This is a genomic window from Verrucomicrobiia bacterium (assembly GCA_036268055.1).
GTDB lineage: Bacteria > Verrucomicrobiota > Verrucomicrobiia > Limisphaerales > Pedosphaeraceae > DATAUW01.
In genome coordinates this window covers 23,862-49,421 of record DATAUW010000034.1, presented here as the reverse complement: position 1 = coordinate 49,421, position 25,560 = coordinate 23,862, and the positions used below count along the sequence as shown (strand labels likewise).

Sequence of the window (25,560 nt, the reverse complement as noted above, 5' to 3'; positions counted from 1 at the left end):
CCTGCATGTCGCGCGACTATGTCCTGCACCCATTTCATGCGCCGGTTGAATTGCATATTGATTATGCAAAGGAACTCAATGCGCAACAGCACGCGGCGGTGACGGCGCCGCCGGGGCCATCGCTGGTGATCGCGGGCGCGGGTTCGGGCAAGACGCGGACGCTTACTTATCGCGTGGGTTTTTTGCTGGAGCAAGGGATTCCGGCCGACCGGATTCTATTGCTTACTTTCACGAATAAAGCGGCGAAAGAAATGATGCGGCGCGTGGGGGAATTGTTGTCGCAGGAATTACCGGGGCTTTGGGGCGGAACTTTTCATGGGATTGGCAACCGAGTTTTGCGGCTGCACGCGGACTTGATCGGGTATCATCGCGATTTCACGATCATGGATCGCGAGGATGCGAAAGATTTGATTGATGCGTGCCTGGGTGAAGCGAAAATTGACGTGAAGGCGACGCGTTTTCCCAAGGCGGAAGTGCTGGCGGATATTTTTTCACTCGCATTGAACACGGGCCGCACGATCGAAAAAGTGCTGGCGGACGATTACGATTATTTCGAGAGCCTTGCGCCGCAGATTGTGGATTTGGAGAAGCGTTACACGGCGCGCAAGCAGGCGACGAACGCGATGGATTTCGACGATCTGCTGGCGTTGTGGTTGAAGTTGATGCGGGAGCATCCACAGGTGTGCGAGCAATACCAGCGGCGGTTTCAATTCATCCTGGTGGACGAATATCAGGACACCAACCAGCTTCAAAGCGACCTGATAGATTTGCTGGCGGCGCGGCATCGCAATGTGATGGTGGTTGGCGACGATGCGCAGAGTATCTATGCGTGGCGCGGGGCGAACTTCAAAAATATTTTGAAATTTCCTGAGCGTTATCCCGAGGCGAAAGTTTACAAGATCGAGACGAATTATCGGAGCACGCCGGAGATTTTGAACGTGGCGAATTCGGTGATCGCGGCGAACGTGCATCAGTTCGCGAAAGAATTGACGCCGGCGCGCAAATCGGGCGCGAAGCCGGTGCTGGTGACGTGCATGAGCGCGTCCGAACAGGCGGCGTTCGTGGCGCAACGGGTTTTGGAATTGCGCGAAGAAGGCACGAGCATGAACGACATGGCGGTGTTGTACCGGTCGCATTTTCACGCGCTGGAATTGCAACTGGAACTGACGCGGCACAACATTCCCTTCAGCATCACCAGCGGGATACGGTTTTTTGAACAGGCGCACATCAAGGATGTGACGGCGTATTTGAAGCTGGTGAGCAATCCGCGCGATGAATTGGCGTTCAAGCGGATCGTGCAGTTGCAACCGGGAATCGGCGCGAAGGGCGCGGACAAATTGTGGCAGAAATTTTCCGTTGAGTTCAAGCCGTCGGAGGGACAGCGAACGCCGCTGGCGCTGGCAATGCAGGCATGCGCGGCGTCAGTGCCGAAGAAAGCGGCGGTGGCATGGGCGCAATTAGTGGCGACGATGTCGCAGCTGGAAACGGAACCGGCGCGGGGAAAGCCATCAAAGATGCTGATGCTCGTGGTGGAAGCGGGCTATGAAGATTATTTGCAGGAGAAGTATGCGAATTATCGGAACCGGCTGGATGACCTGGAGCAGTTGTCGGTGTTTGCGCAACAATTCAAAACGACGGAAGATTTTTTGGCGCAACTGGCGTTGCTAACGAACCTCGAAGCCGAAGCGAGCGAACCTGCGAGCAACGATGATGAGATGATCCGGCTTTCGACAATTCATCAGGCGAAGGGACTTGAGTTCGACGTGGTGTTTTTGATCATGCTTTGCGACGGGTTATTTCCATCGGCGCGTTCGCTGGATTCCCCGGAAGGTGAAGAAGAGGAGCGGCGGCTGCTCTATGTGGCGGTGACGCGCGCGCGGAATGAAATTTACCTCAGCTATCCGTTGATACGCATGCTGCCCGGCGGAAGCGGCGACGCGATGCAACAGCCGTCACGATTTTTGAGCGAGATACCGAAGGAACTGCTGGACGAATGGAACTTGAAAATGGCCAGCCCTTACGGTTGAGCTTCGCCGCCGTTGCCGCGGAGGCGTTTCAAATCTTCGGCGAGAAATTGGGTGACCTCCTTGAACTTGGGAACATTTCCCGGATCAATGGACATCAAGACGCGATGGGCTTCGAGGCAGTTGGTGATGACTTCCTCGCGGGTGGCCGAGGCGGGCGGAACGATGGTTTGCTCGGTGGCGTCGGCGAGGGTTTGGGGCGTGGGGCCGCTGATGATGGTGAAGAGATGCAGCACGCCGAGATTCTCGAGAAGTTCGGCGATGCGGGGATTCGGGTTCATCAGCTCGATGGTGTGCGCCTGGGTATCGAGATTTTTCGCGGCGGCCGTTTTCAGACCGAGGCCGGCGAGGACGCCCAGAAAGGTGCTGTCCATCAGCACGCAGTCGGTGAGGTCAATCACGAAGCAGGTGAAGCCGCGAGCCACGAGTTCCTCGATGACGGTTTTGAAATCAATGCTGGACGTGAAATTGGCGCGGCCCTTGATCTTGATGCAGGCCAGTTGGTCGGAAACAAAGACCAGAAGTTGAACGGGAGATGTTGTCATACATGGCGCGACGCCGGTCTAATATATATCAAAATGAATAAGGCGTGGAAAGGATGAGTTTTTTTATTTCGATTTTTCGGTTTGATATTTTTGTGCGCCGCGTGTTTGCACTTAAAGTCATATCGGATGTTTGCGGGCTTGGGTTTAACGGCTGGCGGCGGTTTTGGCGCGCGGGATTTCCACGATTTGCACAAGTGTTTGCTGGAGAATGAGTGAATCATCAAGGCCGCTGGAAACCAGGCGCTGATTGCATTTCAAAAGCAGATCCATCGCCTGGATCAATTCGGCCTGGCTGTAGCGGCGGGCTTGTGGCAAGGCTTTGTAAAGCACATACGGATTGAGCGAAAGGGGATTGTAACGCTTGTCTTCGGGCAGTTGCGCGGCGGGGACGCGTTCGAGTTGGGATTTGAAGCGATTGTAATCGGCATCGGGTTTGATCCAGCCTTCGCGCAACATTTCCTTGAGCAGGATCATGGCGCGGACTTTGCCGATGAGACCGTAGAGCAAACCGATTTCCGATTTGTCCTTGTCGAATTTCATTTCCCACAACTCCTCGTCGAGCGTCCGCAAGAGGCGGGGAAGATCACGGTCGCCAAGGGCATCGCCGAGGGCGAAGGCGCGCGCGGATTTGTTGCGGGTGCATATAGTGGTGATGTCGGCGACCTCGGCTTCGGGACGGTCAGCGAGAAAAAGGGAAAGCTTTTCGACTTCGCCGGCGAGCAGGCGGGCGTTGGGGCCGACGTTGTTGACGAGTTCGGCGAGGGCTTCATCGGAGATTTCTTTTTTGCGTTCGCGCAAGGCCTGGCGCGCCCACGTCTCGGCCTGCTGCGCCCAATCGCGGTCATCAATGCTCCAGCCGGCGAAACTTTCCACGGTGCCGAGCTTGTCGAGCGTTTTGTAAAAAACTTTTCGTTTGTCCACCTTGCCGGCGCTGATGATGAGGCGGACGCTTTGCCAGGCAAAATCTTTTAGTTCTTGCGCGAGTTCGCCGAGCGATTCGGTGACGGCGGCGGCGCTGGCAGCGCGTTCGTCGCCGAGAAAATTGCAATCGCGAAGCCAGACGGCTTTGCCGCTGCCGAAGAAGGGAAGGGTTTGCAAGGCTTCGCGCAATTTCGCGAGCGCCTTCAAGGCTTCGCCGCTGTTGGCGGCGGAGGCATCAATGATTTCATGGTCCATGCCACCGAGTTCCTCGGACCATTGGTTGAAGAGTTCCTTGGCGCGCTGTTTGACGGCGAAATCGTCATCGCCACAAACCAGCACGAGTGGCGCGGACGACTTGGCGGACGAAGGCATGGTGATAAAATTATTCCAACTCGCCGCCGTTTTCGTTGATGCGGTCAAGGACTTCGGTCATGTCCTCGACCTGCTCGAAAAGAGCGGCGGAGACGTAAATCGGACGTTTCTGGGCGGTGGCCATCGCGAGACAATCGCTGGGGCGGGCGTCAATTTCAACGATTTTGCGCGCGAGTTCATTTTGCTGGTGCAAAATCAGGCGGGCGAAGTAGGTGGAATTTTTCAGTTCGGTGATGACGACGCGTTCGACGGAAATGCTGAAGCCTTTAAGAATGTTGGCGATGAGGTCGTGGGTGAGGGGACGTTCCTTGGGAGTTTCACGGAGGAACATGCCGATGACCTGACCCATGGCCGGCTCGACGTTGATGACGAAAACTTTGGAATCGTTGCCGACGAAGAGGGCGCATCCGCTATTTGCAGGTAAAATTCCGCGAATCTGCACCGGCACGACATCATTCTTCATACCACTAGTCTATAAGGTAAAATTAAAAAAAACAAGTGTGGGAGTGATAACGGGTTGTAGGAACTTGGAGCGGAAATGGTGTAGGAATTTTGGAAAGGCGCGAAGTATAAATGCGGAGATCCCGCCACATCGAGCCGCCGAACGAATGCGGCCATCTTCGCCGGCTTTCTCCTACGCGATCGAGGGGAGAAAGAGGCGGAATGTGTTCGGTTGACGATTGCGGGTTGACGAAAGATGGTGTTTGGGTGGCGGTAAATTTCTTTCGTCCCTGCGGGACTTGATTTGCAACGGACGTGAACCCAGCAATAAATTGCTGGGCTAAGATCTGTCGTCCCTGCGGGACTTTGGACGGCGGAGCGGCAGTTCCGCCCTACAGTGACGATCTATGGTCTCGGTCGGACGGCGGCGCCGCTTTAGCCAACTTGGGGTGATGTCAAGGTGCGTCCTAAGGAATGAGGTGAGGGGAATTAAATTTGCCTATTCGGGTTACGATGCTAGTCTCCATTCAAAGGGCCTCCGCCAGTGTGATTTCCATTTTGGGCGGGTCGGCTTTTCCATCATGTCTGACCCGGTCACAGATAAAGAAGAATTGCGCAAGCCCGTTGAGGGGTTGCCGTTGCTTAATCCCGATGAGGCCGAGGAGGAATTGGGTGAGGAGATTGATAATATCGTTCCCACGCGCGGGTATCAGACTTTGCCGATGGTGGGACTGGGCGGTTCCGCGGGGAGCATCGGGCCGCTGCAACAATTTTTCAAAGCCATGGCGCCGGATTCGGGAATGGTTTTTGTGGTCATACTGCATCTCGCGCCGGAACACCAAAGCACCCTGCCGGAGTTGTTGCAGCGTTGCACGCCGATGCGAGTTTTCAGCGCGGAAGACGGGCAGAAAGTCGAAGCGAATACTGTCTATGTCATCCCACCGGGGAAATTTTTGAGTTCGGTGGACGGACGGTTGCAGTTGACGAACCTGGTGCCCGAGCGCGGACGGCGGGTGACGATTGATCTTTTTTTTCGCACGATGGCGGACACGCATGGGTCGCATTCGGCGGCGATTATTTTTTCGGGCAGCGATGGAGATGGCTCGATTGGCATCAAGCGCATCAAAGAACGCGGCGGCCTCACTATCGCGCAGGACCCGGAGGAAGCGGAGCATGGGGACATGCCGCGCGCGGCGATTGCGACCGGCATGGTGGACTGGGTGTTGCGGGTGGAAGAAATGCCCGCGCGGCTGCTGGAATACAATCGCCGCGAACAGTCCTTGAAACTACCGCCCGAGGAGGGGCCGCAGCCAGCGCAGGCCGCTCGTGAAAGCTCGGAGGAACGCGAGGTCGCGCTCCGGGATGTGCTGGCCTATTTGCAGACGCGCACCGCGCGGGATTTTTCGTATTATAAACGGGCGACCATTCTGCGGCGCATCGGACGGCGCATGCAGGTCAACGGCATCGAGGATCTGCCGGGTTATTTGACGTACCTGAGAACGCATCCGGGCGAGTCGGGCGCGCTGCTGCAGGACCTGTTGATTCCGGTCACGAATTTCTTCCGCGACCGGGAAAGTTTTCAAAAACTGGAAAAGCATATTCCCGAATTGTTTCAGGGAAAAGGCACGGGAGATATGGTGCGCGTGTGGGTGGCGGCCTGTGCGACCGGCGAGGAAGCTTATTCCATTGCGATGCTGCTGACGGAATATGCGAGCAAACTGGAAGCGCCGCCGTCCATCCAAATTTTCGCCAGCGACCTGGGAGAGGAAGCCATTCAAGCCGCCCGCGAAGGGATTTATCCCGAGGCGATTGCGGCGGATGTTTCAGAAGAACGGCTGCGCCGATTTTTTGCCAAGGAACACGGGTGCTACCGGGTGCGGCGCGAATTGCGGGAAACGGTTTTGTTCGCGCTGCATGATCTTTTGAAGGACTCGCCGTTCTCGCGGATTGATTTGATCTCCTGCCGCAATCTTTTGATTTACCTCAATCGCGGGGCGCAGCGGCGAATCTTCGAGATCTTCCATTTTTCTCTGCGGCCGGACGGACTGCTTTTTCTGGGCGCGTCCGAAACGATGGAGGGCAGCGAATTATTCGACGTGCTCGACAAGAAGGCGCGGTTGTATGCGCCGCGGAATTTGCCGCGAAAAGTGGGAAATGGCGCGCCCTCTTTTTTGATTGCGCCGTTGAAACGCTCGCGCGAACGCCCGGTCGTGCCGCAAATCGTGACGGGCGGCGCCATGGCGGAAAAGCCGGCTTCCGAATCGGAAGGGCCCGCAGGAGAAAAGCGCACGCATTCGTGGAGTGAGCTGCATTATAAACTGCTGGAAAACCTGGCGCCCCCTTCGCTGATCGTCAATCAGGAATATGAAATCAGGCATCTCTCCGAGCATGCGAACCGGTTTCTGCAATTTACGGGCGGAGAGCCGAGCCGCAATCTGCTACAAGTGATCCATCCGATGTTGCGGATTGAATTGCGGGCGGCTTTGTATCGGGCGATGCAATCCAAAGACACTGCGGAAGCGCTCGATGTTCCACTGGAGGTGGGGGGCCATTCCTGGCTGGTCACCATCCGCGTCTCAATGGCGCAGCATATCGCGCCAGAATTTTTGCTCGTGGTGTTTGAAAGCCGCGAACCGGCGCAACCGCAGACGCGGAAGGAAGCTTCGGGCTACCCGGGTGATTCCATTGCCAGTGCGCTGGAACGGGAATTGGAAGAGATGAAGACGCATTTGCGGGACACCGTCGAGCAGTACGAAGCGTCCACCGAGGAACTCAAGGCCAGCAATGAAGAACTGCAGGCGATGAACGAAGAATTGCACTCGGCGACGGAGGAATTGGAGACGAGCCGGGAAGAGCTGGAGTCCGTGAATGAAGAATTGATCACGGTGAACCAGGAAATGAAAAGCAGCGTGGAGGATCTGGCCCATGCGAACAGCGATCTCAATAACCTGATGGCCTCGACGGCGATTGCGACGATTTTTCTGGATCGCGACTTGCATATCACCCGTTTTACTCCCGCGGCGGTGGATATTTTTAAATTGATCCCGACGGATGCCGGGCGTCCGTTGACCGATCTGACGCATCGGCTGGATTATCCGGCGCTTTCCGAAGACGCGAAGCAGGTGCTGGCGCGGCTGGTGCCGATCGAGCGGGAAGTGAAAGAACAGGGGGGCAACTGGTTTCTGGCGCGGTTGCTGCCGTATCGGACGGCGGAAGATCGCATCGGGGGAATTGTGCTGACATTCGTCAATATCACCGAGCGCAAGGCGAATGAAAAAACGCTGCTGGAGACGAAAGACAAATTGGAACTGGCGAACCGGACGCTGGAGGAAAAAATTTCGGAACGCACGGTGGAATTGACGGACAGCGTGGAGGAGTTGGAGGCGTTTTCGTACACGGTAGCCCACGACATGCGGGCGCCGCTGCGGGCGATGCAGGGTTTTGCGGCGTTGATTTTGGAAGAGCATGCGGCGCAGTTGGACGAAGACGCCCGGAAGTATTTGGGCCGTATCCAGACATCGTCCGACCGGCTGGACCGCCTGATCCGCGAGGTGTTGAATTATAATCGCATGGCGAGACAGGAACTGCTGCTGGAACCGGTGGACCTGGCGGCGCTGGTTCCGGAGATTTTGAATTCGTATCCGAACCTGCAAAAGCCCGATGTGGAAGTGCAGGTGGAGCAGCCTCTCCCGGTGGTGATCGGCAACGACGTGGCGCTCACGCAAATATTTGCGAACCTGCTGGGGAACGCGGTCAAATTTGTCCGTACGGGAGTCAAGGCGAAGATTCGGATTTACGCAGAGGCGGTCAAGATTGGCGATTCCGTCCGTTTTTGGATTGAAGACAACGGCATCGGCATCGAGCCAGCGAATTACGAAAAGATTTTTAGAATGTTTCAGTATTTGAACCGTCCAGGACTTTACGAGGGGTCGGGCATTGGGCTGGCCATTGTGCGCAAAGCGGCGGAAAAAATGGGGGGGCAGGTCGGATTGGAATCCGTGCCCGGTCAGGGGAGCCGTTTTTGGATACAGCTTAAAGCTGCTAAAAAGCCTGGTGACAAACCTGTATGAGTCCCATTCTTTTGGTCGAGGACGATGAGAACGATGTTTTCTTTTTTAAACTGGCGGCAAAAAAAGCGGGCATTGAGCGTCCGATAATCATTGCGGGCGACGGCTTGCAGGCGAAAAGCTGCCTGGAGGCTGGCGAGGTGAATCAACGTCCGAGCCTGGTGTTTCTGGATTTGAAATTGCCCAAGATGAGCGGAGTGGAGGTCTTGCAATGGGTTCGTTCCCAACGCGCGCTGGCGACGATGGTTATCGTGATTCTGACTTCTTCCGAGGCGGATAAAGATATTCGGGCTTGCTACGAAGGGGGCGCGAACTCTTATTTGGTGAAGCCGAGCAAAACTGAAGAGTTGGTGCATCTGCTCAAAATGGCCGATCAATATTGGTTTAATGCCAACCGTATTCCGTCGCTGCTGGCGCGGTTGTAAAGGGTTTGGGATGAAGTGGTTGGAGTTTGAATGGGGCTCGCGAGTACGCTCGCCCTCCCGTTTGGGGGAGCATTTGTAACCTATGGAAGGGTGGACTGTACTGGGAGAACGTGGCATGGTGGGGATAGTTCTTTTCAATAGGACGGATAGGACAGATTGCAAAGTGGATAAAAAACGCCATTTGGGCGGGTTAAAAGCGGGCGGAAGCGGACGATGGTTCGGATAAGTTCGGATAAGCTCGCCTCAGCCCGGATAGGTTCGCTTAAATGAGGTAAAAATTTATTGAAAGAGGTTGCGGGCAAATCCCGCGAAAATAAAGGTTGCTACTAGTGGAGGTTTTGCTAGATTTCTCGGCCCTTCACGTGGGATTGGCGTTTAGCTGGTTTTGCGGGAGGAAACGGCCTTAAATTGCCTGTGCCTTGTGGGTGCGGGTGGCCAAAATAACACTAAAGATAATTCCGTGTTCCGCGGAATGGTTCGCCAGTTGGCGGGCTTTTAACCAAAGGAAAAATGATTAGTATCGGCGTAAAAGAATTGTTGGAATCAGGCGTCCATTTCGGACATCAGACGAAGCGTTGGAACCCCAAGATGAAGCCTTTCATCTTCGACGCGCGCAATGGCATTCACATCATTGACTTGAGCAAGACCCTCGCGGGTTTGCAGGCGGCGTGTGATTTCATGCAGAGCACGGTCAGCAAAGGCGGCCGCGTCCTGTTCGTCGGCACCAAGAAGCAGGCCCAGCAGGCGGTGAAGGAAACCGCAAAGGAATGCGGACAATTTTATGTGACGGAACGCTGGCTCGGCGGCACGCTCACGAATTTTCAGACGGTCAAGCGCTCCATCGCCCGGCTCAAGCAAATCGAGAAGATGGAGACGGACGGCTCGATCAATAATTATGTCAAGCAGGAGCAATCCATGTTGCGCCGCGAGGCCGCGCGCCAGTTCAAGTATTTTGACGGCATTCGCGCGATGGACAAGTATCCGGCGTTCATGTTCGTGGTGGACATCAAGCGCGAACACAACGCGGTCGCCGAAGCGCGCCGTTTGAACATCCCGGTCGTCGCGATCGTGGACACGAATTGTGATCCGGACTTGGTGACTTTCCCAATCGCAGGCAACGACGACGCGATCCGTTCGGTGCGCGTCATCCTGAGCACGGTTGGCCAGGTGATCACGCAGGCGCACGCGGAATACGAAGCGAAGTACGCGCGCCGCAAGACGGCTGAAGAAGTGGAAGCCCCGGCAGCGCCGGCCGCTCCCGCACCGGAAGCCGCGCCCGCGACCGCCGAGCAGATCGCCACGCTCCAGGCTTAATTTCCAACGGAACGCGGCGGGCCCGAAATGGCGCGCCGCGTTCTGCTTTTCACCCCCAATTTTCAACTCGTTAACCTACTTATAATATATGGCTGAGATTACCGCCGCTGCTGTCGGCAAGTTACGCGAAATGACGAATGCCGGTTTGATGGATTGCAAGAAGGCTTTGACCGAAGCCGCCGGCGACATGGACAAGGCCGTGGATATTCTGCGCAAAAAAGGCGCGGCATCAGCGGCGAAGAAGGCGTCGCGCGCGGCGAACGAAGGCGTGATCGCCACGACGATTCAGCCGGGCGCGAAAGCGGGCATCCTGGTCGAAGTGAATTGCGAAACGGATTTTGTGGCGCGCAATGAAGGCTTCGTCGCGTTTTGTAATGAGGTTGCGAGCACGCTGCTCGCGAATCCGAAGGCGGACCTCGAAGCGATGCGCACGGCGCAGGTCGCCAAGATCGGTGAGAACATCCAGATCTCGCGTTTCCATCGCCTCGAAGTGAGCGGCAACGGATTGGTCGCGGCTTACATTCATCCGGGCGCGAAAGTCGGCGTGCTGGTGGAAGTCGGCGCGGGCAAGGAAGCGACGACCGGCAGCGAGGATTTCAAGCAGTTGGTTCGCGACATCACTTTGCAGATCGCGGCGGGGCATCCGTACGTGGTTTCACGCGAGGAAGTGGACCCGGCGGTGATCGCGAAGGAAAAAGAAATCATCCTGGCGAGCGATGACATGAAGAAACTGGAGGGCAAGCCGGCGCAGGCGATCGCCAAGATTGTTGAAGGCAAGCTGGACAAGAAATTTTTCCAGGGTTACTGCCTGCTCGATCAGGGCTTCGTGAAACGCAATTCCGAAGTGACGGTGAAGGAACATCTCGGCTCGGTGGCCAAGCAGTTGGGTGACGAGATAACGATCCGCCGTTTCGTGCGTTTTCAAATTGGTGAATCGGAAGCGGAAGCGGTTGCTCCGGCGGCGTAAGGCGTCCGGTAATTTTTTATGAAAAGGCGTCCTGTGAGGGACGCTTTTTTATTGCGAAGGTTCTTTGATAAATTTTAGTTCGGCTTCGGCGCTGGGGTATTCCAGAATGTCGTCCCGTTTGGTGGCAAGGCATTTTTGGAATTCTTCGATAGCGGTGCTTTTTTCGCCGGCGAGTAAATGCTTTGAACCGGCGTAAAAATAAGCTTCACCGAGTCGCTCGCTTTCTATTTTTGCGTCTGCATCTTTTGTCGCGGCGAGCAGGTCATCTTCGCTCAGTTGCCCGGCCAGGAAATTGCCAACTTTCTTTTCCCATACATTGGTTTTGCCGACCAGGCCATCAGCGAGCGCCGTTTTTAGTTCTATCGTGGCTGCATCGCCTTCACCTGTGCGCGTGCGAATGAGCCACACGCGAAAGCGCGGATAGCTTGAATCGGGTTTGAGTTCGATTTCTTTTTTAAAGGCGCTTAACGCATTGGTGAAATCATGCTGATCGTAATAGACGCAGCCGAGGTAGTGCCACAAAAACGAGTTTGTGGGATTGACTTCGATCGCCTTGTTATAATCATTGATAGCGCCGATGGGATTTCCCGCAGCCTTCTTGATGGAACCGCGGATTCTATACGGTGAGCCATTGCTGGCACCGAGTTGAATGGCTTCATTCTCATCTTCGAGCGCGCCTTCAAGGTCTTTGAGCCGGTATTTGACCAATCCGCGATTGACGAAATACGTGGCTTGTTTTGGATAGAGTTCAATCGCTTTATTATAATCGGAAAGGGCGCCATCCCAATCCCGTTTATATTGTTTCGCTATTGCGCGTGAGCCGTAAGCGGTGAAATTGGTTGGCGAAAGTTCGAGCGTTTTATCCAGGTCTTTTATCGCTCCGTCCCAATCTCTTTTGCCGTACTTCGCATCCGCACGGTTATAGTAAGCAAAGTGATCTTTCGGATTGAGAGCGATGGCTTTGTTTTCGTCTTCGATAGCTCCATTCCAATCCCTTTGCTTCTTCTTTGCCACGCCGCGATTGACGTAGAGTGCAGGATTGGTTGGGTCGAGTGAAATGGCCAGGTTGAAATCTTCCATCGCGTTATTGGTGTCGTGCAAGGCAATGCGGGCATTGGCTCGATAATACAAAGCCTCTGCGCGGGCAATCAGGTTTGTTGAATTCAGTTCGATGGATTTATTAAGAGCTTCAAGTGCGCCTTGAAAATCCTGCTTGGCTAGCTTTGCCCGTCCGAGCAATTCATAAGTCCCGGATACGAAAGGGGAGGTGGGGTTGAGTTCGATTGCCTGATTGTAGTCCGTTATAGCGCTGTCCCAATCATCTTTGGCAGCTTCGGCGATGCCACGATCCACATAACCAAGTTCAGATTCGGGCTTGAGTTGGATCGCTTCGGTAAAGTCCGCAATCGCTCCGTCAAAGTCCCGCATTTTCGTTTTTGTCAGGCCCAAAAGATTATAAACATTCGGCGAGTTGGGCTGGTATTCGAGGCTTTGATTAAAATCCGAAATCGCCCCGATCAAATCGTTTTTTTTCATTTTCGCATAACCGCGCGCCGAATATGCGCCATAATAATTTGTTCGGATTTCAAGCACTTTGGTTTCGTCAGCGATGGCTCCATCGTAATCTTTCTTATCGCTTTTCAACCTGCCTCGGACGATATACGAATAATAAAAAGTTGGATCTATCTTTATAGCTTCATCAAGGTCATTCATCGCGCCCGGGTAGTCGCCATTGCGGTCTTTGAGCGACGCGCGATTGGCAAACGCATCAGCATAATTGGGTTTAAGCTCAATGGCTTTGTTGAAATCAGCCATCGCGCCGGGATAGTCATTTACCGTTTGTTTGGACAAACCGCGAAGGTTGTAGAACTGCGCTGAATTGGGTTTTAGTTCAATGGCTTTATCGTAATCGCCAATGCTCCCTTTCCAGTCGCCCGCTTTGGTTTTCAAATGAGCATCGCGCGCGTAGTCATCCGCCGAATCGCAAAGGCCGGGACGCGTCGTGGCTAGTGTGATTGCGAACACCAGATAGAGCAGGAAATGTTTCGTCATAATTTACGGCGCTTCCAGAAACTTGATTTCGGTCATGGACATAGCGCGTTCGGGATCGGGTTCCGTGGTCGCGGCGCTGGCCTTTTTGAAGTAAGTCAGCGCGAGCATTTGGTCTTTCGTATAAAGGCGTTTGCAACCGGCAAAAAAATTGGCGGAACACATTTGCCAGGATTGAGTCTTGGAATCCGGATTTTTCGCGGCTTGAAGGAAATCGGATTCACTGATGCGACCGACGAGGAAGCCGCCGATCTTGGAATTCCAATCGTTGGTGTCGCCTTTGCGATATTTGAAATAGGTATTGAGTTCGAGTTGGGCGGCTTTTCCTTCGCCGAGGCGGGTGCGCGCCATCCAGATATAAAAATGGCCGAAATCCCAGTTGGGCTGCAACTGTGCGACGATTCGGAAATCCGTGAGCGCATTTGTGAATGCATGGCCGCTGTAGTAAACGCAGCCACGGCGGGCATACGCGAGTGTGTTTCGCGGATTAATTTGAATGGCCTTGTTCAAGCAATTCAGCGCAGCTTGAAGATCGCCGACGGCGTGAAGCATGAGGCCAAGATCGCCATACGCGGGCGCGTAATCGGGTTTCAAATCAATCGCGGTTTTGAAATCTGCGATGGCGCCTTTCCAGTCGTTACGCGTTTCTTTCAAATGGCCGCGAGCAACGAAGGCGGCGGGGTTGATGGGTTCCTTTTTTATGGCCTCATCTAAATCAGCCAGCGCACCGTCAAAATCTCCTTTGATCTGTTTGGCGTTCGCGCGCAGTTGATAGGTCATCGCTGTGGGTTGCAGATTGATCGCGCGCGTGTAGTCGGCGATGGCATCGTCCATCGCGCCTTGCAATTCATAGACGGCGGCGCGGCCGTAGAAAGCCGCGGCTTCGTGGGGTTGAAGTTGGATAAGTTTTGTCTCGTCGGCGAGGGCTCCGGTCCAGTCGTGTTGTTGTGTCTCTTCCAGCGCGCGATTGCGATAGGCGTCCAGCATTTTGGGACTGAGTTCAATTACCCGGGAAAAATCGGCAATCGCTTCGTTGTGCTCGCCCGCATGCGCGTGCAACTGGCCGCGATTGAAATAGACATCGGCGTTCTTCGGTTTGAATTCAATTACCGTGGAATAGTCCGCGATAGCGCCTTTGATGTCGCCAATGTTTTGCCGAGCAATAGCGCGATCAAGATGGGCGTTGGCGTTTTTAGGCTCGAGTTTAATGGCTTCAGAAAAATCCGCGATCGCGTTTGTGAAATCGCCGTGCGCGAATTTAGCGCTTCCGTCCGCCATAAGTTTGTCTGCGTCATTGGCGAACGCGGTCGTCGTCACGAAGAGCGACAAAGCGAACGATAAAAAAATGGCGGGGGTGTGCCTCATGTTTCGTGGTCTAAATCGGTTCAATCTATAAAAATATTTCGGAATGCCGCGCCGGTTGCAATAACGAATCGAACGCGGTGGATTATAACGGTTGCTTTCGAGCGAAGCGGTTGCCGCAGTTGACGCGCCCGCCGCCGGTTGGTACAACCACGGTGAATTGTTGATGCTTCGATTTTAAAATGAAAAAAACCAGCAAAGCTCGGTATCGTCGGATCTTGCTCAAACTCAGTGGTGAAGCTTTGGGCGGCGCGTCTGGCGTGGGTATTTCTCCCGAAGCGGTGCTCGATATGGCGCAGCAAATCGGCGAGGTGCGCGAGTTGGGCGTCGAGGTGGTGGTGGTCATCGGCGGCGGAAATATTTTTCGCGGACTGGCGGGCAGCGAGCGCGGCATCGAACGCGCCACCGGTGATTACATGGGCATGCTTGCCACCGTCATCAATTCGCTCGCGCTTCAGGATGCGCTGGAAAAATTGGGCGTCGCCACGCGCGTGCAAACGGCGATCACGATGGCACAAGTCGCCGAGACATTCATTCGCCGCCGCGCCGTGCGCCATCTCGAAAAGGGACGCGTGGTTATTTTTGGCGGCGGCACCGGCAACCCATATTTTTCGACCGATACCGCCGCCGCGTTGCGCGCGAATGAAATCGGCGCCGAAGTGATTCTCAAAGCCACCAAAGTGGACGGCATTTACGACTGCGATCCGAAGAAAAATCCGAACGCCAAGCGTTACGTGCAGATCACCTATTTGCAAGCGCTCCAGGAGCAGCTCAAGGTAATGGACTCCACGGCGTTTTCGTTGTGCATGGATAATAAAATGCCCATCGTCGTTTTTGATTTCTTCCGGCCACATAACATGCGCCGCCTCGTCATGGGCGAAAAAATCGGCACGCTCGTTACGTCTTGAAATTCGAGCGCGATGTGCAAGCGGCTGTTGTAAGAAAATAATTTGCCGAGACGCCATCGTCCGCCGAGAATATTTCCATGCCAGAACTTCCTGAAGTCGAGACGTTGGTCCGCTACCTCGCTCCGCTCCTAGAGGGCAAAAAAATTCGCGGCGTGCAGGTGCGCCGTCCAAGGGTGATCGCGCCGACGACGGAAAAGGAATTGGCCCATGCATTGATCGGCGCCACATTTTTAAAACTCGCGCGGCGCGGAAAATATATTCTATTCACCCTTCGCCAGCGTGGCCACAAATCCCCGCTCACACTGGTCGGCCACTTCGGCATGACCGGACGCTTTTATCTTTTGCCCAAGGGCGTGACGCCACCCAAACACGCCGCCGTCGTGCTCGGCCTCGGGCCGCACCAATTTATTTACGAAGACACCCGTTACTTTGGCCGACTCACCCTGGATCAAAGCGGCCCGGCAAAACTTGGCCCCGAACCACTCGACCGTTATTTCACCGATAAATATTTTGCGGACGCGTTAAAAAATTCCACTCAGGCGATCAAGGTAAAATTGCTGGACCAAAGCGTCGTGGCGGGTGTCGGGAATATCTACGCGAGCGAAGCGCTTTTTCGCGCCGGCATTTCTCCGAAATTGCCCGTAAAAAAATTGACAACGGCGCAAATTAAAAAACTTCGCCAATCCATTCGCGCCGTCCTGCAAAAAGCGATTCGTTACGGTAGCACGTTGCCGTTGGATTTTTCCGGCACCGAAGGACGGGACGGTGTTTTTTATTACGGACGCGCGGCAGCCGACTCGGAATTTTCGACTGAACGGCTTTTGGTATATGACCGTCACAATCAACCGTGCGTGAAATGCGCCACTCCGATCCGGCGAATCGTACAAGCCGCGCGGAGCACGTTTTATTGTCCCGATTGCCAGCGCGGATGAGATGGGCTAAAATCTGTTGACGTTCAGGCGGGGCAAACGTAAAGTTCATGTCCGTTTGGGATCCAAAGTAGCTCAATGGTAGAGCAATCGGCTGTTAACCGATCGGTTGTAGGTTCGAGTCCTACCTTTGGAGCCATCCACTAAGCTGTTGATTTTCAACAGCGGTTCCACAAGGCAGGTGCAAAAAAGCGCTTTTTGTCAGAAGAACTGTCAGAAGAATCGCGGGCACATTCAGCATCCCGCACAATTCCGGCAGAATCTTGACAGTACGCGCCCGCAATACCCTAACGGTATTCTTCGTTCCCCTTGCATCATAAAACTATGAAGCAACGGTTCTACCTTTATTTGCGCGGGGAGGTTTATTGCATCCAAGACTCCCGCACTGGCAAACAGCAATCTTTGAAAACCAAAGACGAGCAGGTCGCATTGCGACTGCTTGAGGTCAAACGCCAGAGCACGGCGGATGTCAGTTTCAATCAGATCATGCTCAAGACCTGTCTGACGGTGCAGGACTCGTTGCTAACCGTCCGCACATGGCAAACTGTCATGGAACAAATGCAAGCACACGGCAAGGACTCAACGCGACGCCGTTGCGCTCGCGCGATGAAGTGCCAGGCATTCAATCAGCTTCGGCGCGTCAAATTGATAGACACCACCGCCGAGGATTTTCTGACCATCCTGAATGTCGGCAAAGTGTCGGTTGCTCACTATCTAAAGCGGTTGCACAATCTCGCTGTTGGCCTTGGATGGCTTTCGCATCCGATTTTGGCACCGAAGTTGTGGCCCAAGCTGCGTTTTAAATCCAAGCGCGGTATCACATTGGCAGAGCACCAGAACATTTTGAACGCCGAAAAAAATCCCGAACGGAATTTGTATTACCAATTACTTTGGGAAATTGGTTCGGCGCAAAGCGATGCCGCAGTCCTCACGGCAGAAATATTGACTGGCAGACTCGCGTTCTGACCTATTTTCGGATGAAAACGGGCGAACAGGCTCAGCTTGCAATAAGTAAAACGCTTGCAACTATCCTCAAACAGCTTCCGTCAAGTGGCCCGCTCTTCCGAAAATCTCAGTGACGAGCAACAATGACCGGTCAGCCGAATTTTACCGCCGTTGTAAGCTTGTTAAAATTGAAGGAGTGACGTTGCACTCATACCGTTATGCTTGGGCCGAACGAGCGCGGGTTGCCGGAATGCCGGAACGGTTTGCACAAGCCGCACTTGGTCATACCAAAGCAGTTCATCGCGCTTACGCTAAGAACGCGCATGTGATCGTACCAACATTGGAAGAGTATCAACAGAAAATTGTCCCGCTTACGGCAGCGGTTGCTTAAAAAAATCGGGTGACGGAGAACAGAGGGCAGGGTCAGGGATTCCCTCTGAAAAAATGTGCCTGAATTCGTAACGGATAAGAGCGCAAGAGACGATCCTCGCCTGGTGCGTCCCTAAAAAAATCGCCCGGCACGGCGGCGATTCGTGACGCATTTGATGCCAAGTGCATCGAGCAGGCGCTCAATTCACGAGGCGGTCCAGGAGTGACGGATCTCGTGCTCAATCCCGACGCGCACGCGGGTTACGGTGCGCCCGTGGGCTGCGTTTTGGTTTCGCCTAGCCATATTTATCCTGGCCCGGTCGGGGTGGACATCAAATGCTCCATGAGTCTGCTCCAACTCGATTTGCCTGTCGACGCAGTAGCGGACAAAACTGTCCGTCGCGCCCTCATCAATGCAATTGTCGAACGCACCCCAACCGGCGCCGGCAAAGGTCAACGTAACGTCAAGAAAAGCCGCAGTGTGAACGGTGAAGTGGGCCGTCGCGTGGCCGTCGAAGGCGCTTCGGAAGGCGTCTGTCGCGACCTCGGCATTCCACCGGAATGGGCGCAACGCTGCGAAGACGCTTTTCATCTCGGGCACAGCAACCAGCGCGACGACCTCGCTACGCGACTCGATTTGTTGATCAGTGCGGGCCGATTCCCAAAGTTCGAGGACAAGATCCGCCAACTCGGTTCTTATGGTGGTGGCAATCACTTCGGTGAATGTGAAGCCGTTCAGATTGGTGACAACGACCGCGCCCGCCGTGCAGCCGAAGTCTTCGGTTTGCGCGATGGTTGTGTTGCGTTTCTTTCACACTGCGGCTCGCGCGGTTTTGGTTATCAACTCGCAAATGATCAGTTCCACACGCTGCAAAACAAGTTTGCCGCATGGAGCATTCCTTTGCCGGGCGAGGACCGTGAACTCGTCTATGCACCGCTTGGCACACAGGAGGCCAACGATTATATCGATGACATGTCCCTGGGCGCGAATTTTGCGACCGTGAACCACATGCTGATCAATGCGCTGGTGTTGGAGGCGTTTCAGGAAGTGATTCCTGGTACGCGCGGCTCGCTCGTTTATTTCATCAGCCAAAACATCGCGCGTCGCGAGATCGTGAATAATCAGGAATGCTGGGTGCATCGCAAGGGGGCAACCCGCGCATTCCCGGCCAATCATTTCTCGCTCAAAGGCACGCCGTATTACGAGACAGGCCATCCGATTTTGCTGCCCGGAAATCCGACCGCTGGTTCAAGCGTGATGGTGGCCGATGTTGGAGCCGACAAAAGCTGTTACAGCGTGAACCACGGCGCGGGCCGCGCCAAAGGTCGGAAAGCTGCCATCCGTGAACTCGACCAAAAGACCGTTGATGATGAATTCGTGGCGAACGACATCCTCACCAACTGCCGCAGCTATCCCAAGGACGAGGCCCCGGCGGCCTACAAGGATTTTAACGAAGTGTTGAAATCGGTGAAGCTCGCCGGCCTGGCCAGCGAAGTCGCCCGGCTGCGCGCCCGCTTTGTCATCAAGGATTCCGATGACAGTTTGAAAGGGGCCGCATGACCAAGGATTACTGACGGTGCGCTCGGTGGCTATTGTTTGTCCCTATCGAACCATTGTCTTTCACCCGGCCCGCAAGCCGAAGGCTTAAGGTGTGCTTCGTGAAATCCTAAGCGCCGCTCCCTGCGTAGCGAGCATTGTCAAGGTGGAGCGCAGAACCCGCAGGGCGCAATGGCGCGGCGGAGCCGTTCGAGCAATACGTTGACAAGCGCAGCGGAGCGGTACAATGGCAGCGGCCATTTCACGAAGCCGACAGGCCATTTGTTCGCATTGGCGAACCGGGGCTGTCACTCGGCCCCAAGATTCGCAGCGTATAGCGAACTCGTGCGTTTGCACGGATGAAAGCGCGGACCAGCCCGAATGCAGCGAAGGACGAGGGGTGGCGGGGAGCCTGCGCGGAATTCGGGCTGGTCGGGGCGCACCGGGGGCGCGACACGAGAACGCTGAAACGCATAGTGAAGGCGTTTTGGTGTCGCGGCGGGGAAATTCTGGCAAATCGGTCGGCAGATGTAAGCAATCCAATCAGAGGGCGAGACACGCTCGTCTCAGTGACCGCAAAAACGCGTAGCTCTCTTTAAGAATATGTTCAGCGTTCCCACGCATCGAGTCTGAGCCTTGGCACGCAGTCAAAACACCGGATTTGTTAATATGGCGGGGCAAGCCGCCTAAATCCGTGAACCAGCACGACACCAAGAAAAAAAATGTTGCGGAAAATGACCGCTGGCCAGAAATAACTCACGGAGCCGGCCGGATGATCCGTAAGATTTTGCGTGGCCAACCTTGCGGCAACCTTTTCCATGAACAGCACTGATCGCGGCCATTCCCAAATATTGTCAATCCATTCAACGGGGATTCCTGATTTACCAACCGCAATGCCGGACAGTGCCCCCAAAATCGCACCAACGGTGTCTGTATCTCCGCCACAGTCTAAAGCAGAGGTCAGCGCTGCGCGGAAATTATTTGGTTGGTGTAACCACGCGTAGAGCGCGACGGGGACAACGTGCAGTGAATAACCCGTCACACCGCGTTTCAGTTTCAGACTGTCCACAAAATCTGGCACGGAATGACCAGCGGCAAGCGAATTTTTGATTGTGAGCATGATTTTCTGCCATTCCGATTCCAAGGAAAGCGCGCCAAGAGTGGTGAGAATTTGTGAGGTGTCTTGTTCAGAATTGGTAATTGCCAACGCAACGGATTCAGCGACCGCCAGTGCTGCGGTTTCCGCCTGCCAGCTTCGGTGAGTCAATCGTGATGAAGCCAGCACGAATTTCTTCCGCTTTTCCGGGTTTCCAGCGAAGTATGCCCCAATGATAGCACTGCGCATTGCCGGGCCACTGCCAGCCGAGACAACAGCGCTTCTGCTAGTTGGAAATCCAACCCATAATTTGATGCAGGCTCTTGCGGTAGCCAGGCCAACACCGCCCGGCAGACCAGCAAACCACCAACGAAGTTTCCAAGCTAGTGCGCGTTGAAATGCGGCGGAGTCATCGGAATGGGCAAGCAAAGCTTGTGCAACCGCCAATGTGTGTTCGGTGTCATCGCTGACCATTCCCTTGCCGAAAACAAAACGCATTTTCCACTCACCATTCCATCGCCTGCGTGCTTGCTCCGCAGAAAGATTTTCCGCAGGCAACCCCAAAGCATCGCCAACCGCAGTGCCCAGCAACAAGCCGGTGAAACGTTCTTGCAAATCAGAGATGCGGACGGATGTTGTCATTTTAACTCGCCGTTATTACGTCCTTCAAAGCGTGGCAAGAATGACTGTTACGTCGTCTGGCAATGCGCCGGATGCATACCGTACGAGTTCGATCAATCGAACTGCACAGGTTTCATTATCACCCTCGCGACAAACCGTGGCGATGCGTTCCGCCGAGGAGTATTTAAGGAGTCCATCCGTGGCCAGAAGCAGCTTTTCTCCTTTGACACGGTGGTGGATGTACTCCAACGGCCAAGCATTTCCAGAGCCGATAAATGGCTTTCGAGCCTGCCGGTGGGTCAGGTCAACAACAGTTGTTGAATCAATTATCCAGACTCCCGAATCGCCGACACTGGCACCAAAAATCTGATTGTTGGCGACAACCGCGAGCGCGCAAGTCGTCTCGCCCGCGTTTGCATCCCGGAAGATTTGTTGGTCCATTGCTCGCAACAAGGTTGTACAAGCGGCCGGATGGCTCAATTGTTGCACATGTTGCCGAACGACTTCAGCGGCCATATGAGATTCGGCGTCAACGTATTACGAGCCTGGGCGACACAGAGATGATCGGAGAAGCGGCGAAAATTGAAATTTTTTGAGTTAGAAATGATGAAACATTTTAATATTGGGTGCAACATAAAGACCCACCATATTGCCTGTCGAATGTCTGTCCACTCACACAACATTTTTCAGGCATTCAAAGCGGCACCGCGGAACATAATTAATCATTTCTTGTGAATGAGTACTTCTGACGCCGAAGCTTTTCATAACGATGCACAAAAGCGGAGATCGTATTTTGGATTATCAAAACATAACAAAATATCCAAGTTGGAGAGTTTTGCAGTCCGGGCAAAATCCAAAGCAATAATGAGTTGCCCAAAATCGTAGGCATCATAAAAGTTTTCTGTCCAGTCGTTCCCTGATCGAAAATAGTGCAAAGAGGTTCTATTCTGAAGAATGACTCGAAAAAGTTGTGAACTTGAGGAAATTGCGCTGTCCAACCCTCCTTGTGGTTGCAAAGAAATATTCCTTTCGATATCCCTCGCGCTCGGTTCTATTGATTTCGTGCGATCCGCTTTGGCCATCATTTGATAGATACGGGCGAGCCAACACAAATCTTTCAAATAAACTCCGAGATCAGCAGACGCCATCGGCCTGGCATTGCTGCTCGCTATTTGGTGTTGAGATGGGTTTCCGCGATTGTCAGACGTGACTGGATGCTAACATCCCCTGGTTCGTTTGAGGCCAGTCGTCGAAGGTAAAAAGCCGCTGCGGGCCATTGCCGTTTTTTTTCGCATTCTTCAGCCTGATGTTTTTGCCATGCGGTGACATTTTGGAATGGTGTTAGGAAGATCGCTGGATATTTTGCAGTAGCCTGATACCATAAACGCTCTAGCGACGGGCGAGACGAGCCCGTTTCATCTCCCAGAGGAGGACCCACGCCTGACAGGAGTTCCGCAATGTCAGTTGTGTTTGCGACAGAGTCTTTATCTTGATCTAACTCCCAGATCCAGGAGTTGGTGAAATTGTCGGTGGTCAAAATCTTCAAGCCGTGGGCCAAAAGATATGCTTTTGCCAAAAAACGAAATTGAAAGATCGGTGGGGTCAGTGGGTCGCCCGTTTTTGCGCTCCACAATCTAAAGCTTCGATCCGCACAAGTCGTGAGAATAATCCGGCCGTCTTCGCTAAAAATCACATTTTGTATGGATTTCGATTGTTTCAAGGTGGAAGCAATTTGAACGCCGGTGACCGTGTCCCAAACCTTGGCGTATCCATCTTCACCCGCCGTCGCGACTTGCCGGCTATCAGGACTAAATGCGCCGGACAAAACGCCATCGCTGTGCCATAATTCTGGCCCGTGCTTGCCTGATGCCAGATTCCAAACTTGCGCGAAGCATTTATGAATTAGACCGTCTTCGCAACAAACCAACAGCCAGTGATTATCGGGGCTAAAGGCCAGGTAATCAATTGGACTTGGAAATCTGGGAGACTGTAAAATTATTTTCCCCGATAGATTTAATACGCGGAATTCCTTGTTGGTTCGAGTTGCGATCAATTCTCCATTCGGACTTATGACCACGGAGGTCGCCAATCCTCTAAACGAGGAATATCCGGCATTTGTGCCGGTTGCATGATGCCATATTTCATAGGTTTCATTTCCGAAGAGAGCGAAAGTTTTACCGTCACTGCTTGTCGAAGCATCTTGGAAAGCGGCCGATTCGGAGGCGTGATTAAAGATTATTCTTCCGCTCGCGGGATCGTAAACCGTCACGGTCAGATTGTGATTTGTGTCGCCTTTTTCTGCGATCGCTAAAGCTAACAGCGCGGACCCATCCCGGCTTGGGATGAGTTTTTTTATGGGTAGCGAGGACGGGTTTGCTATGGTTGAAATTTGATTGGAAACCAAATTAAAGATTTGGACGTTGTTGCTTGTAACGGAAAAAAGAAATTTTCCATTCTCGCTAGGATAAAAATGTGTCTGAGGAGGCGTCGGCGCGCTACCGGCCAAATCCCACAAACGCACGGTGCCATCGGTGCAGGTCGTGAGCACATGATGTCCATCGGGGCTGAATGTCGCGTGAGTGATGCCGGCACTATGTCGCAACGTGGCGATCAGGGTAATGGATTGCAGACTGTCCATGCGCCATATACAGGCCGTGGCGTCGAGGCCTGCTGTTAACACGAGGCGGCCGTCCGGACTAAATCCTGCACATTCGACTGAATCCTGATGATTTAGATCAACGAGTATCCGCCGTCCGGTGGCTACGTCCCACAATCGGGCCTTACGATCAGAAGATGCGGTGATCAAGATGGTATCGTCCGGATTGAACGCGGCATAATTTACCCAACTGTCGTGCGGTAACGACTCGCCAAGACTTCTCCCTGTGGTAGCGTCCCACAGGTGCGCTGTGTGATCTTCACCCGCACTTACGATCAGGTGTCCGTCATGGCTAAAATTTGCGAAGCGCACAACACCTTTATGTCCAATTAGTTGGCGAATCAAACGTCCGGTATCACGCTGCCATATTCTTACGATACCGTCCTGACAAGCGGTGACGACCAGTGACCCGTCGGGACTGAAACGTACGCACATGACAGCGCCCGGGTGAACAAGCGTTTGTAACGGCTTGAGAGTATTTCGATCCCAAATGTAAGCACGTTTATCTTCACACGCCGTCGCGCCGAATTTCCCGTCCATGCTCCACGAGCTGGACGATGGCCAGTCTCCTTCATTAAATTCCTTTTCCTCCAAGGCTGCGGTGCGCAGATCATAAATCCTTAATCCCCCGGAATCATTGTCTTCATCAGCATATCTGCAAATCAGCGCCTTGGTCCCATCTTTATTGAATTCTGCGTCGCGAGTGTCGGTGCCGAGAAACCACATTTGATTGAGCTTAGGACATTGCGCCAGAGTCGTGTCGAACAACAGTCGATGATTTGCTTCATCTTCCGGGTCACCAGCACTTAAATGCAGGACTTGGGCAAAATAGGGGAGGGCTCCGAGCAAGTCGGCGGATTCTACGGCGCGATTTCCGTAAGCCATGTTTTCGCCGATTTGTTTCTGGCGCATTTCGGCTTTGATCTTTTGCGTCCGTGAGATTTGGAGCCAAAATAGACCTGCGACCGCCACGATCACGGCTAAAAAAATCCCCGTACGTTTAATTTGAGACAGCCGCTGTTCCAAAGCTTTCAGCCGTCTCACTGATTTTCCGTTTGCCAAAACCAACAGGTCGGCGTGCATGTCCCATGCGGAGTGATAACGCCTGGCGAGATCGTTTTTGCAGGCCGTTAATATGACTTCGTTAAGTTCCAGCAATTTAGCGCGATCTTCAAAACCTTCCAACAGCGTGGGCAATTCTGGAAAGTCCTGCCGATCTTTTCCGGTAGAGGCTTCATAAAGAACCTTTCCAAGGCTGAAAACGTCCGCTTGCGCCGATCCCGGGCCTTCGGGAGGAATAAAACCTTCCGTTCCAACATACGACTGGGCTTCGTTTGCATCCGCCACCAATCCGATGTCCGCCAATTTCGGAACACCGTTGACAAAAATAATGTTTGAAGGCTTTACGTCGCGGTGAACAAGTCCTCGCTTATGTAATTCGGCCAAAGCCAAGCTGAGGGCTATTCCAAGTTGAAGACATTCCTGCGCCGGTAATTTCCCTTTTTGAGAAATGACGGTTCCCAGAGTTTTTGGGGAATACAACTCGGGATTGATCACCTGATCGGACTTCTGATCGTCTCCTAATTCCATCACGTAATAAAAATACCCTTCGTCGGAATTCATTCCGACATGAAGGACATGCACGAACCCTTCATGAGAACGGGATATAGGCTCGAATTTTTTTATGCCTGCGAGTTCGCGTTTGAATGGGCGGTCGTCTTTAAAGGAATCGCGGTAAACGATTTTGACGGCTCGAAAAGTGCCCATTGTATTGCAGGCAAGCCAGACCTCCCCGTAGCTGCCTTGGCCAATGCACCGCAATAATTTGTGGTCGGGAATTTTGGGGGGAGGGTGGCTTGTTTTATGGACAGACGATTGGCCACCGCCCGACGATGTCGGTGGCCGATGCTGCGAGGCCATTTTTGTGTCCATTGGCCATCGGATACCAGACCTGTGGAGGTGAAGCAAGCCAGCACCTCCAATCAATGCAAAATTGGAGCAGGTGATACGGA

The 25,560-nt window shown here is 53.8% G+C and carries 16 protein-coding genes, 1 tRNA gene and 1 pseudogene; 10 read left to right on the top strand and 8 right to left on the bottom strand.

Annotation, left to right across the window (positions count from 1 at the left end):
- Positions 1–5: 5 nt before the first annotated feature.
- Complete coding sequence (locus VH413_17700) at positions 6–2,027, top strand: UvrD-helicase domain-containing protein (GenBank protein ID HEX3800531.1); 2,022 nt, start codon at positions 6–8, stop codon at positions 2,025–2,027.
- Here the strand turns inward: VH413_17700 and VH413_17695 are convergent.
- The 3 genes from VH413_17695 to VH413_17685 all read right to left on the bottom strand — a co-directional run bounded on the left by VH413_17695 (position 2,018) and on the right by VH413_17685 (position 4,325).
- The gene (locus VH413_17695) at positions 2,018–2,569 is read right to left on the bottom strand and encodes an STAS domain-containing protein (GenBank protein ID HEX3800530.1); all 552 of its coding nucleotides are present in this window, start codon (positions 2,567–2,569) and stop codon (positions 2,018–2,020) included. The genes VH413_17700 and VH413_17695 overlap by 10 nt on opposite strands.
- Positions 2,570–2,713: 144 nt before the next feature.
- Complete coding sequence (gene holA / locus VH413_17690) at positions 2,714–3,862, bottom strand: DNA polymerase III subunit delta (protein HEX3800529.1); 1,149 nt, start codon at positions 3,860–3,862, stop codon at positions 2,714–2,716.
- 10 nt (positions 3,863–3,872) lie between these two features.
- A complete protein-coding gene (locus VH413_17685; GenBank protein ID HEX3800528.1) occupies positions 3,873–4,325 on the bottom strand; it encodes a bifunctional nuclease domain-containing protein in 453 nt (150 codons plus the stop codon).
- A gap of 559 nt (positions 4,326–4,884) precedes the next feature.
- On the opposite strand from VH413_17685, the gene VH413_17680 reads away from it, so the two are divergent.
- The 4 genes from VH413_17680 to tsf all read left to right on the top strand — a co-directional run bounded on the left by VH413_17680 (position 4,885) and on the right by tsf (position 11,076).
- Positions 4,885–8,373, top strand: a complete 3,489-nt coding sequence (locus VH413_17680) for a CheR family methyltransferase (protein HEX3800527.1) — start codon at positions 4,885–4,887, stop codon at positions 8,371–8,373.
- Positions 8,370–8,795: a response regulator gene (locus tag VH413_17675; GenBank protein ID HEX3800526.1), complete on the top strand. Its 426-nt coding sequence runs from the start codon at positions 8,370–8,372 to the stop codon at positions 8,793–8,795. Before VH413_17680 ends, VH413_17675 begins: the two co-directional genes overlap by 4 nt.
- Positions 8,796–9,305: 510 nt before the next feature.
- Entirely contained in the window at positions 9,306–10,109 is an 804-nt protein-coding gene (gene rpsB, locus VH413_17670; GenBank protein HEX3800525.1) for a 30S ribosomal protein S2, read from the top strand.
- An 88-nt stretch (positions 10,110–10,197) separates the two neighbouring features.
- Entirely contained in the window at positions 10,198–11,076 is an 879-nt protein-coding gene (tsf, locus tag VH413_17665; GenBank protein ID HEX3800524.1) for a translation elongation factor Ts, read from the top strand.
- Positions 11,077–11,124: 48 nt separating this feature from the next.
- Here tsf and VH413_17660 read toward each other — a convergent pair whose 3' ends face one another.
- Entirely contained in the window at positions 11,125–13,128 is a 2,004-nt protein-coding gene (locus VH413_17660) for a tetratricopeptide repeat protein (protein HEX3800523.1), read from the bottom strand.
- Positions 13,129–13,131: 3 nt separating this feature from the next.
- Complete coding sequence (locus VH413_17655; protein ID HEX3800522.1) at positions 13,132–14,490, bottom strand: tetratricopeptide repeat protein; 1,359 nt, start codon at positions 14,488–14,490, stop codon at positions 13,132–13,134.
- A 179-nt stretch (positions 14,491–14,669) separates the two neighbouring features.
- Between VH413_17655 and pyrH the strand changes: the two genes are divergently transcribed.
- From pyrH to VH413_17630, 5 genes and pseudogenes are all read left to right on the top strand, one after another.
- The gene (gene pyrH, locus VH413_17650) at positions 14,670–15,395 is read left to right on the top strand and encodes a UMP kinase (protein HEX3800521.1); all 726 of its coding nucleotides are present in this window, start codon (positions 14,670–14,672) and stop codon (positions 15,393–15,395) included.
- A gap of 77 nt (positions 15,396–15,472) precedes the next feature.
- Positions 15,473–16,327, top strand: coding sequence for a bifunctional DNA-formamidopyrimidine glycosylase/DNA-(apurinic or apyrimidinic site) lyase (gene mutM / locus VH413_17645; GenBank protein HEX3800520.1), 855 nt, complete (start codon positions 15,473–15,475; stop codon positions 16,325–16,327).
- A 61-nt stretch (positions 16,328–16,388) separates the two neighbouring features.
- Positions 16,389–16,463: transfer RNA gene (locus VH413_17640), tRNA-Asn, on the top strand.
- 185 nt (positions 16,464–16,648) lie between these two features.
- Positions 16,649–17,290 carry a hypothetical protein gene (locus VH413_17635; protein HEX3800519.1) on the top strand — a complete coding sequence of 214 codons (642 nt, stop codon included), beginning with the start codon at positions 16,649–16,651 and terminating at the stop codon, positions 17,288–17,290.
- Positions 17,291–17,786: 496 nt separating this feature from the next.
- Positions 17,787–19,199: pseudogene (locus VH413_17630) on the top strand (RtcB family protein).
- Positions 19,200–19,839: 640 nt separating this feature from the next.
- Here the strand turns inward: VH413_17630 and VH413_17625 are convergent.
- The 3 genes from VH413_17625 to VH413_17615 all read right to left on the bottom strand — a co-directional run bounded on the left by VH413_17625 (position 19,840) and on the right by VH413_17615 (position 25,468).
- Positions 19,840–20,913 (bottom strand): ADP-ribosylglycohydrolase family protein, encoded by a 1,074-nt coding sequence (locus VH413_17625; protein ID HEX3800518.1) that lies wholly within the window; start codon positions 20,911–20,913, stop codon positions 19,840–19,842.
- Between the two features lie 24 nt (positions 20,914–20,937).
- Positions 20,938–21,408: a protein phosphatase 2C domain-containing protein gene (locus VH413_17620; GenBank protein ID HEX3800517.1), complete on the bottom strand. Its 471-nt coding sequence runs from the start codon at positions 21,406–21,408 to the stop codon at positions 20,938–20,940.
- Positions 21,409–22,060: 652 nt separating this feature from the next.
- On the bottom strand, positions 22,061–25,468 hold the full coding sequence (locus VH413_17615) for a protein kinase (protein ID HEX3800516.1): 3,408 nt from the start codon (positions 25,466–25,468) through the stop codon (positions 22,061–22,063).
- Between the last annotated feature and the right edge of the window lie 92 nt (positions 25,469–25,560).

Excerpts from the sequence above, each read along its gene's own strand:
- VH413_17655 (HEX3800522.1), bottom strand. The coding sequence starts at position 14,490 with ATGAGGCACACCCCCGCCATTTTTTTATCGTTCGCTTTGTCGCTCTTC.
- holA (HEX3800529.1), bottom strand. The coding sequence starts at position 3,862 with ATGCCTTCGTCCGCCAAGTCGTCCGCGCCACTCGTGCTGGTTTGTGGC.
- VH413_17635 (HEX3800519.1), top strand. The coding sequence starts at position 16,649 with ATGAAGCAACGGTTCTACCTTTATTTGCGCGGGGAGGTTTATTGCATC.
- VH413_17625 (HEX3800518.1), bottom strand. The coding sequence starts at position 20,913 with ATGACAACATCCGTCCGCATCTCTGATTTGCAAGAACGTTTCACCGGC.
- VH413_17660 (HEX3800523.1), bottom strand. The coding sequence starts at position 13,128 with ATGACGAAACATTTCCTGCTCTATCTGGTGTTCGCAATCACACTAGCC.
- VH413_17695 (HEX3800530.1), bottom strand. The coding sequence starts at position 2,569 with ATGACAACATCTCCCGTTCAACTTCTGGTCTTTGTTTCCGACCAACTG.
- VH413_17615 (HEX3800516.1), bottom strand. The coding sequence starts at position 25,468 with ATGGCCTCGCAGCATCGGCCACCGACATCGTCGGGCGGTGGCCAATCG.
- pyrH (HEX3800521.1), top strand. The coding sequence starts at position 14,670 with ATGAAAAAAACCAGCAAAGCTCGGTATCGTCGGATCTTGCTCAAACTC.
- tsf (HEX3800524.1), top strand. The coding sequence starts at position 10,198 with ATGGCTGAGATTACCGCCGCTGCTGTCGGCAAGTTACGCGAAATGACG.
- VH413_17620 (HEX3800517.1), bottom strand. The coding sequence starts at position 21,408 with ATGGCCGCTGAAGTCGTTCGGCAACATGTGCAACAATTGAGCCATCCG.
- VH413_17680 (HEX3800527.1), top strand. The coding sequence starts at position 4,885 with ATGTCTGACCCGGTCACAGATAAAGAAGAATTGCGCAAGCCCGTTGAG.
- VH413_17685 (HEX3800528.1), bottom strand. The coding sequence starts at position 4,325 with ATGAAGAATGATGTCGTGCCGGTGCAGATTCGCGGAATTTTACCTGCA.
- VH413_17675 (HEX3800526.1), top strand. The coding sequence starts at position 8,370 with ATGAGTCCCATTCTTTTGGTCGAGGACGATGAGAACGATGTTTTCTTT.
- VH413_17700 (HEX3800531.1), top strand. The coding sequence starts at position 6 with ATGTCGCGCGACTATGTCCTGCACCCATTTCATGCGCCGGTTGAATTG.
- rpsB (HEX3800525.1), top strand. The coding sequence starts at position 9,306 with ATGATTAGTATCGGCGTAAAAGAATTGTTGGAATCAGGCGTCCATTTC.
- mutM (HEX3800520.1), top strand. The coding sequence starts at position 15,473 with ATGCCAGAACTTCCTGAAGTCGAGACGTTGGTCCGCTACCTCGCTCCG.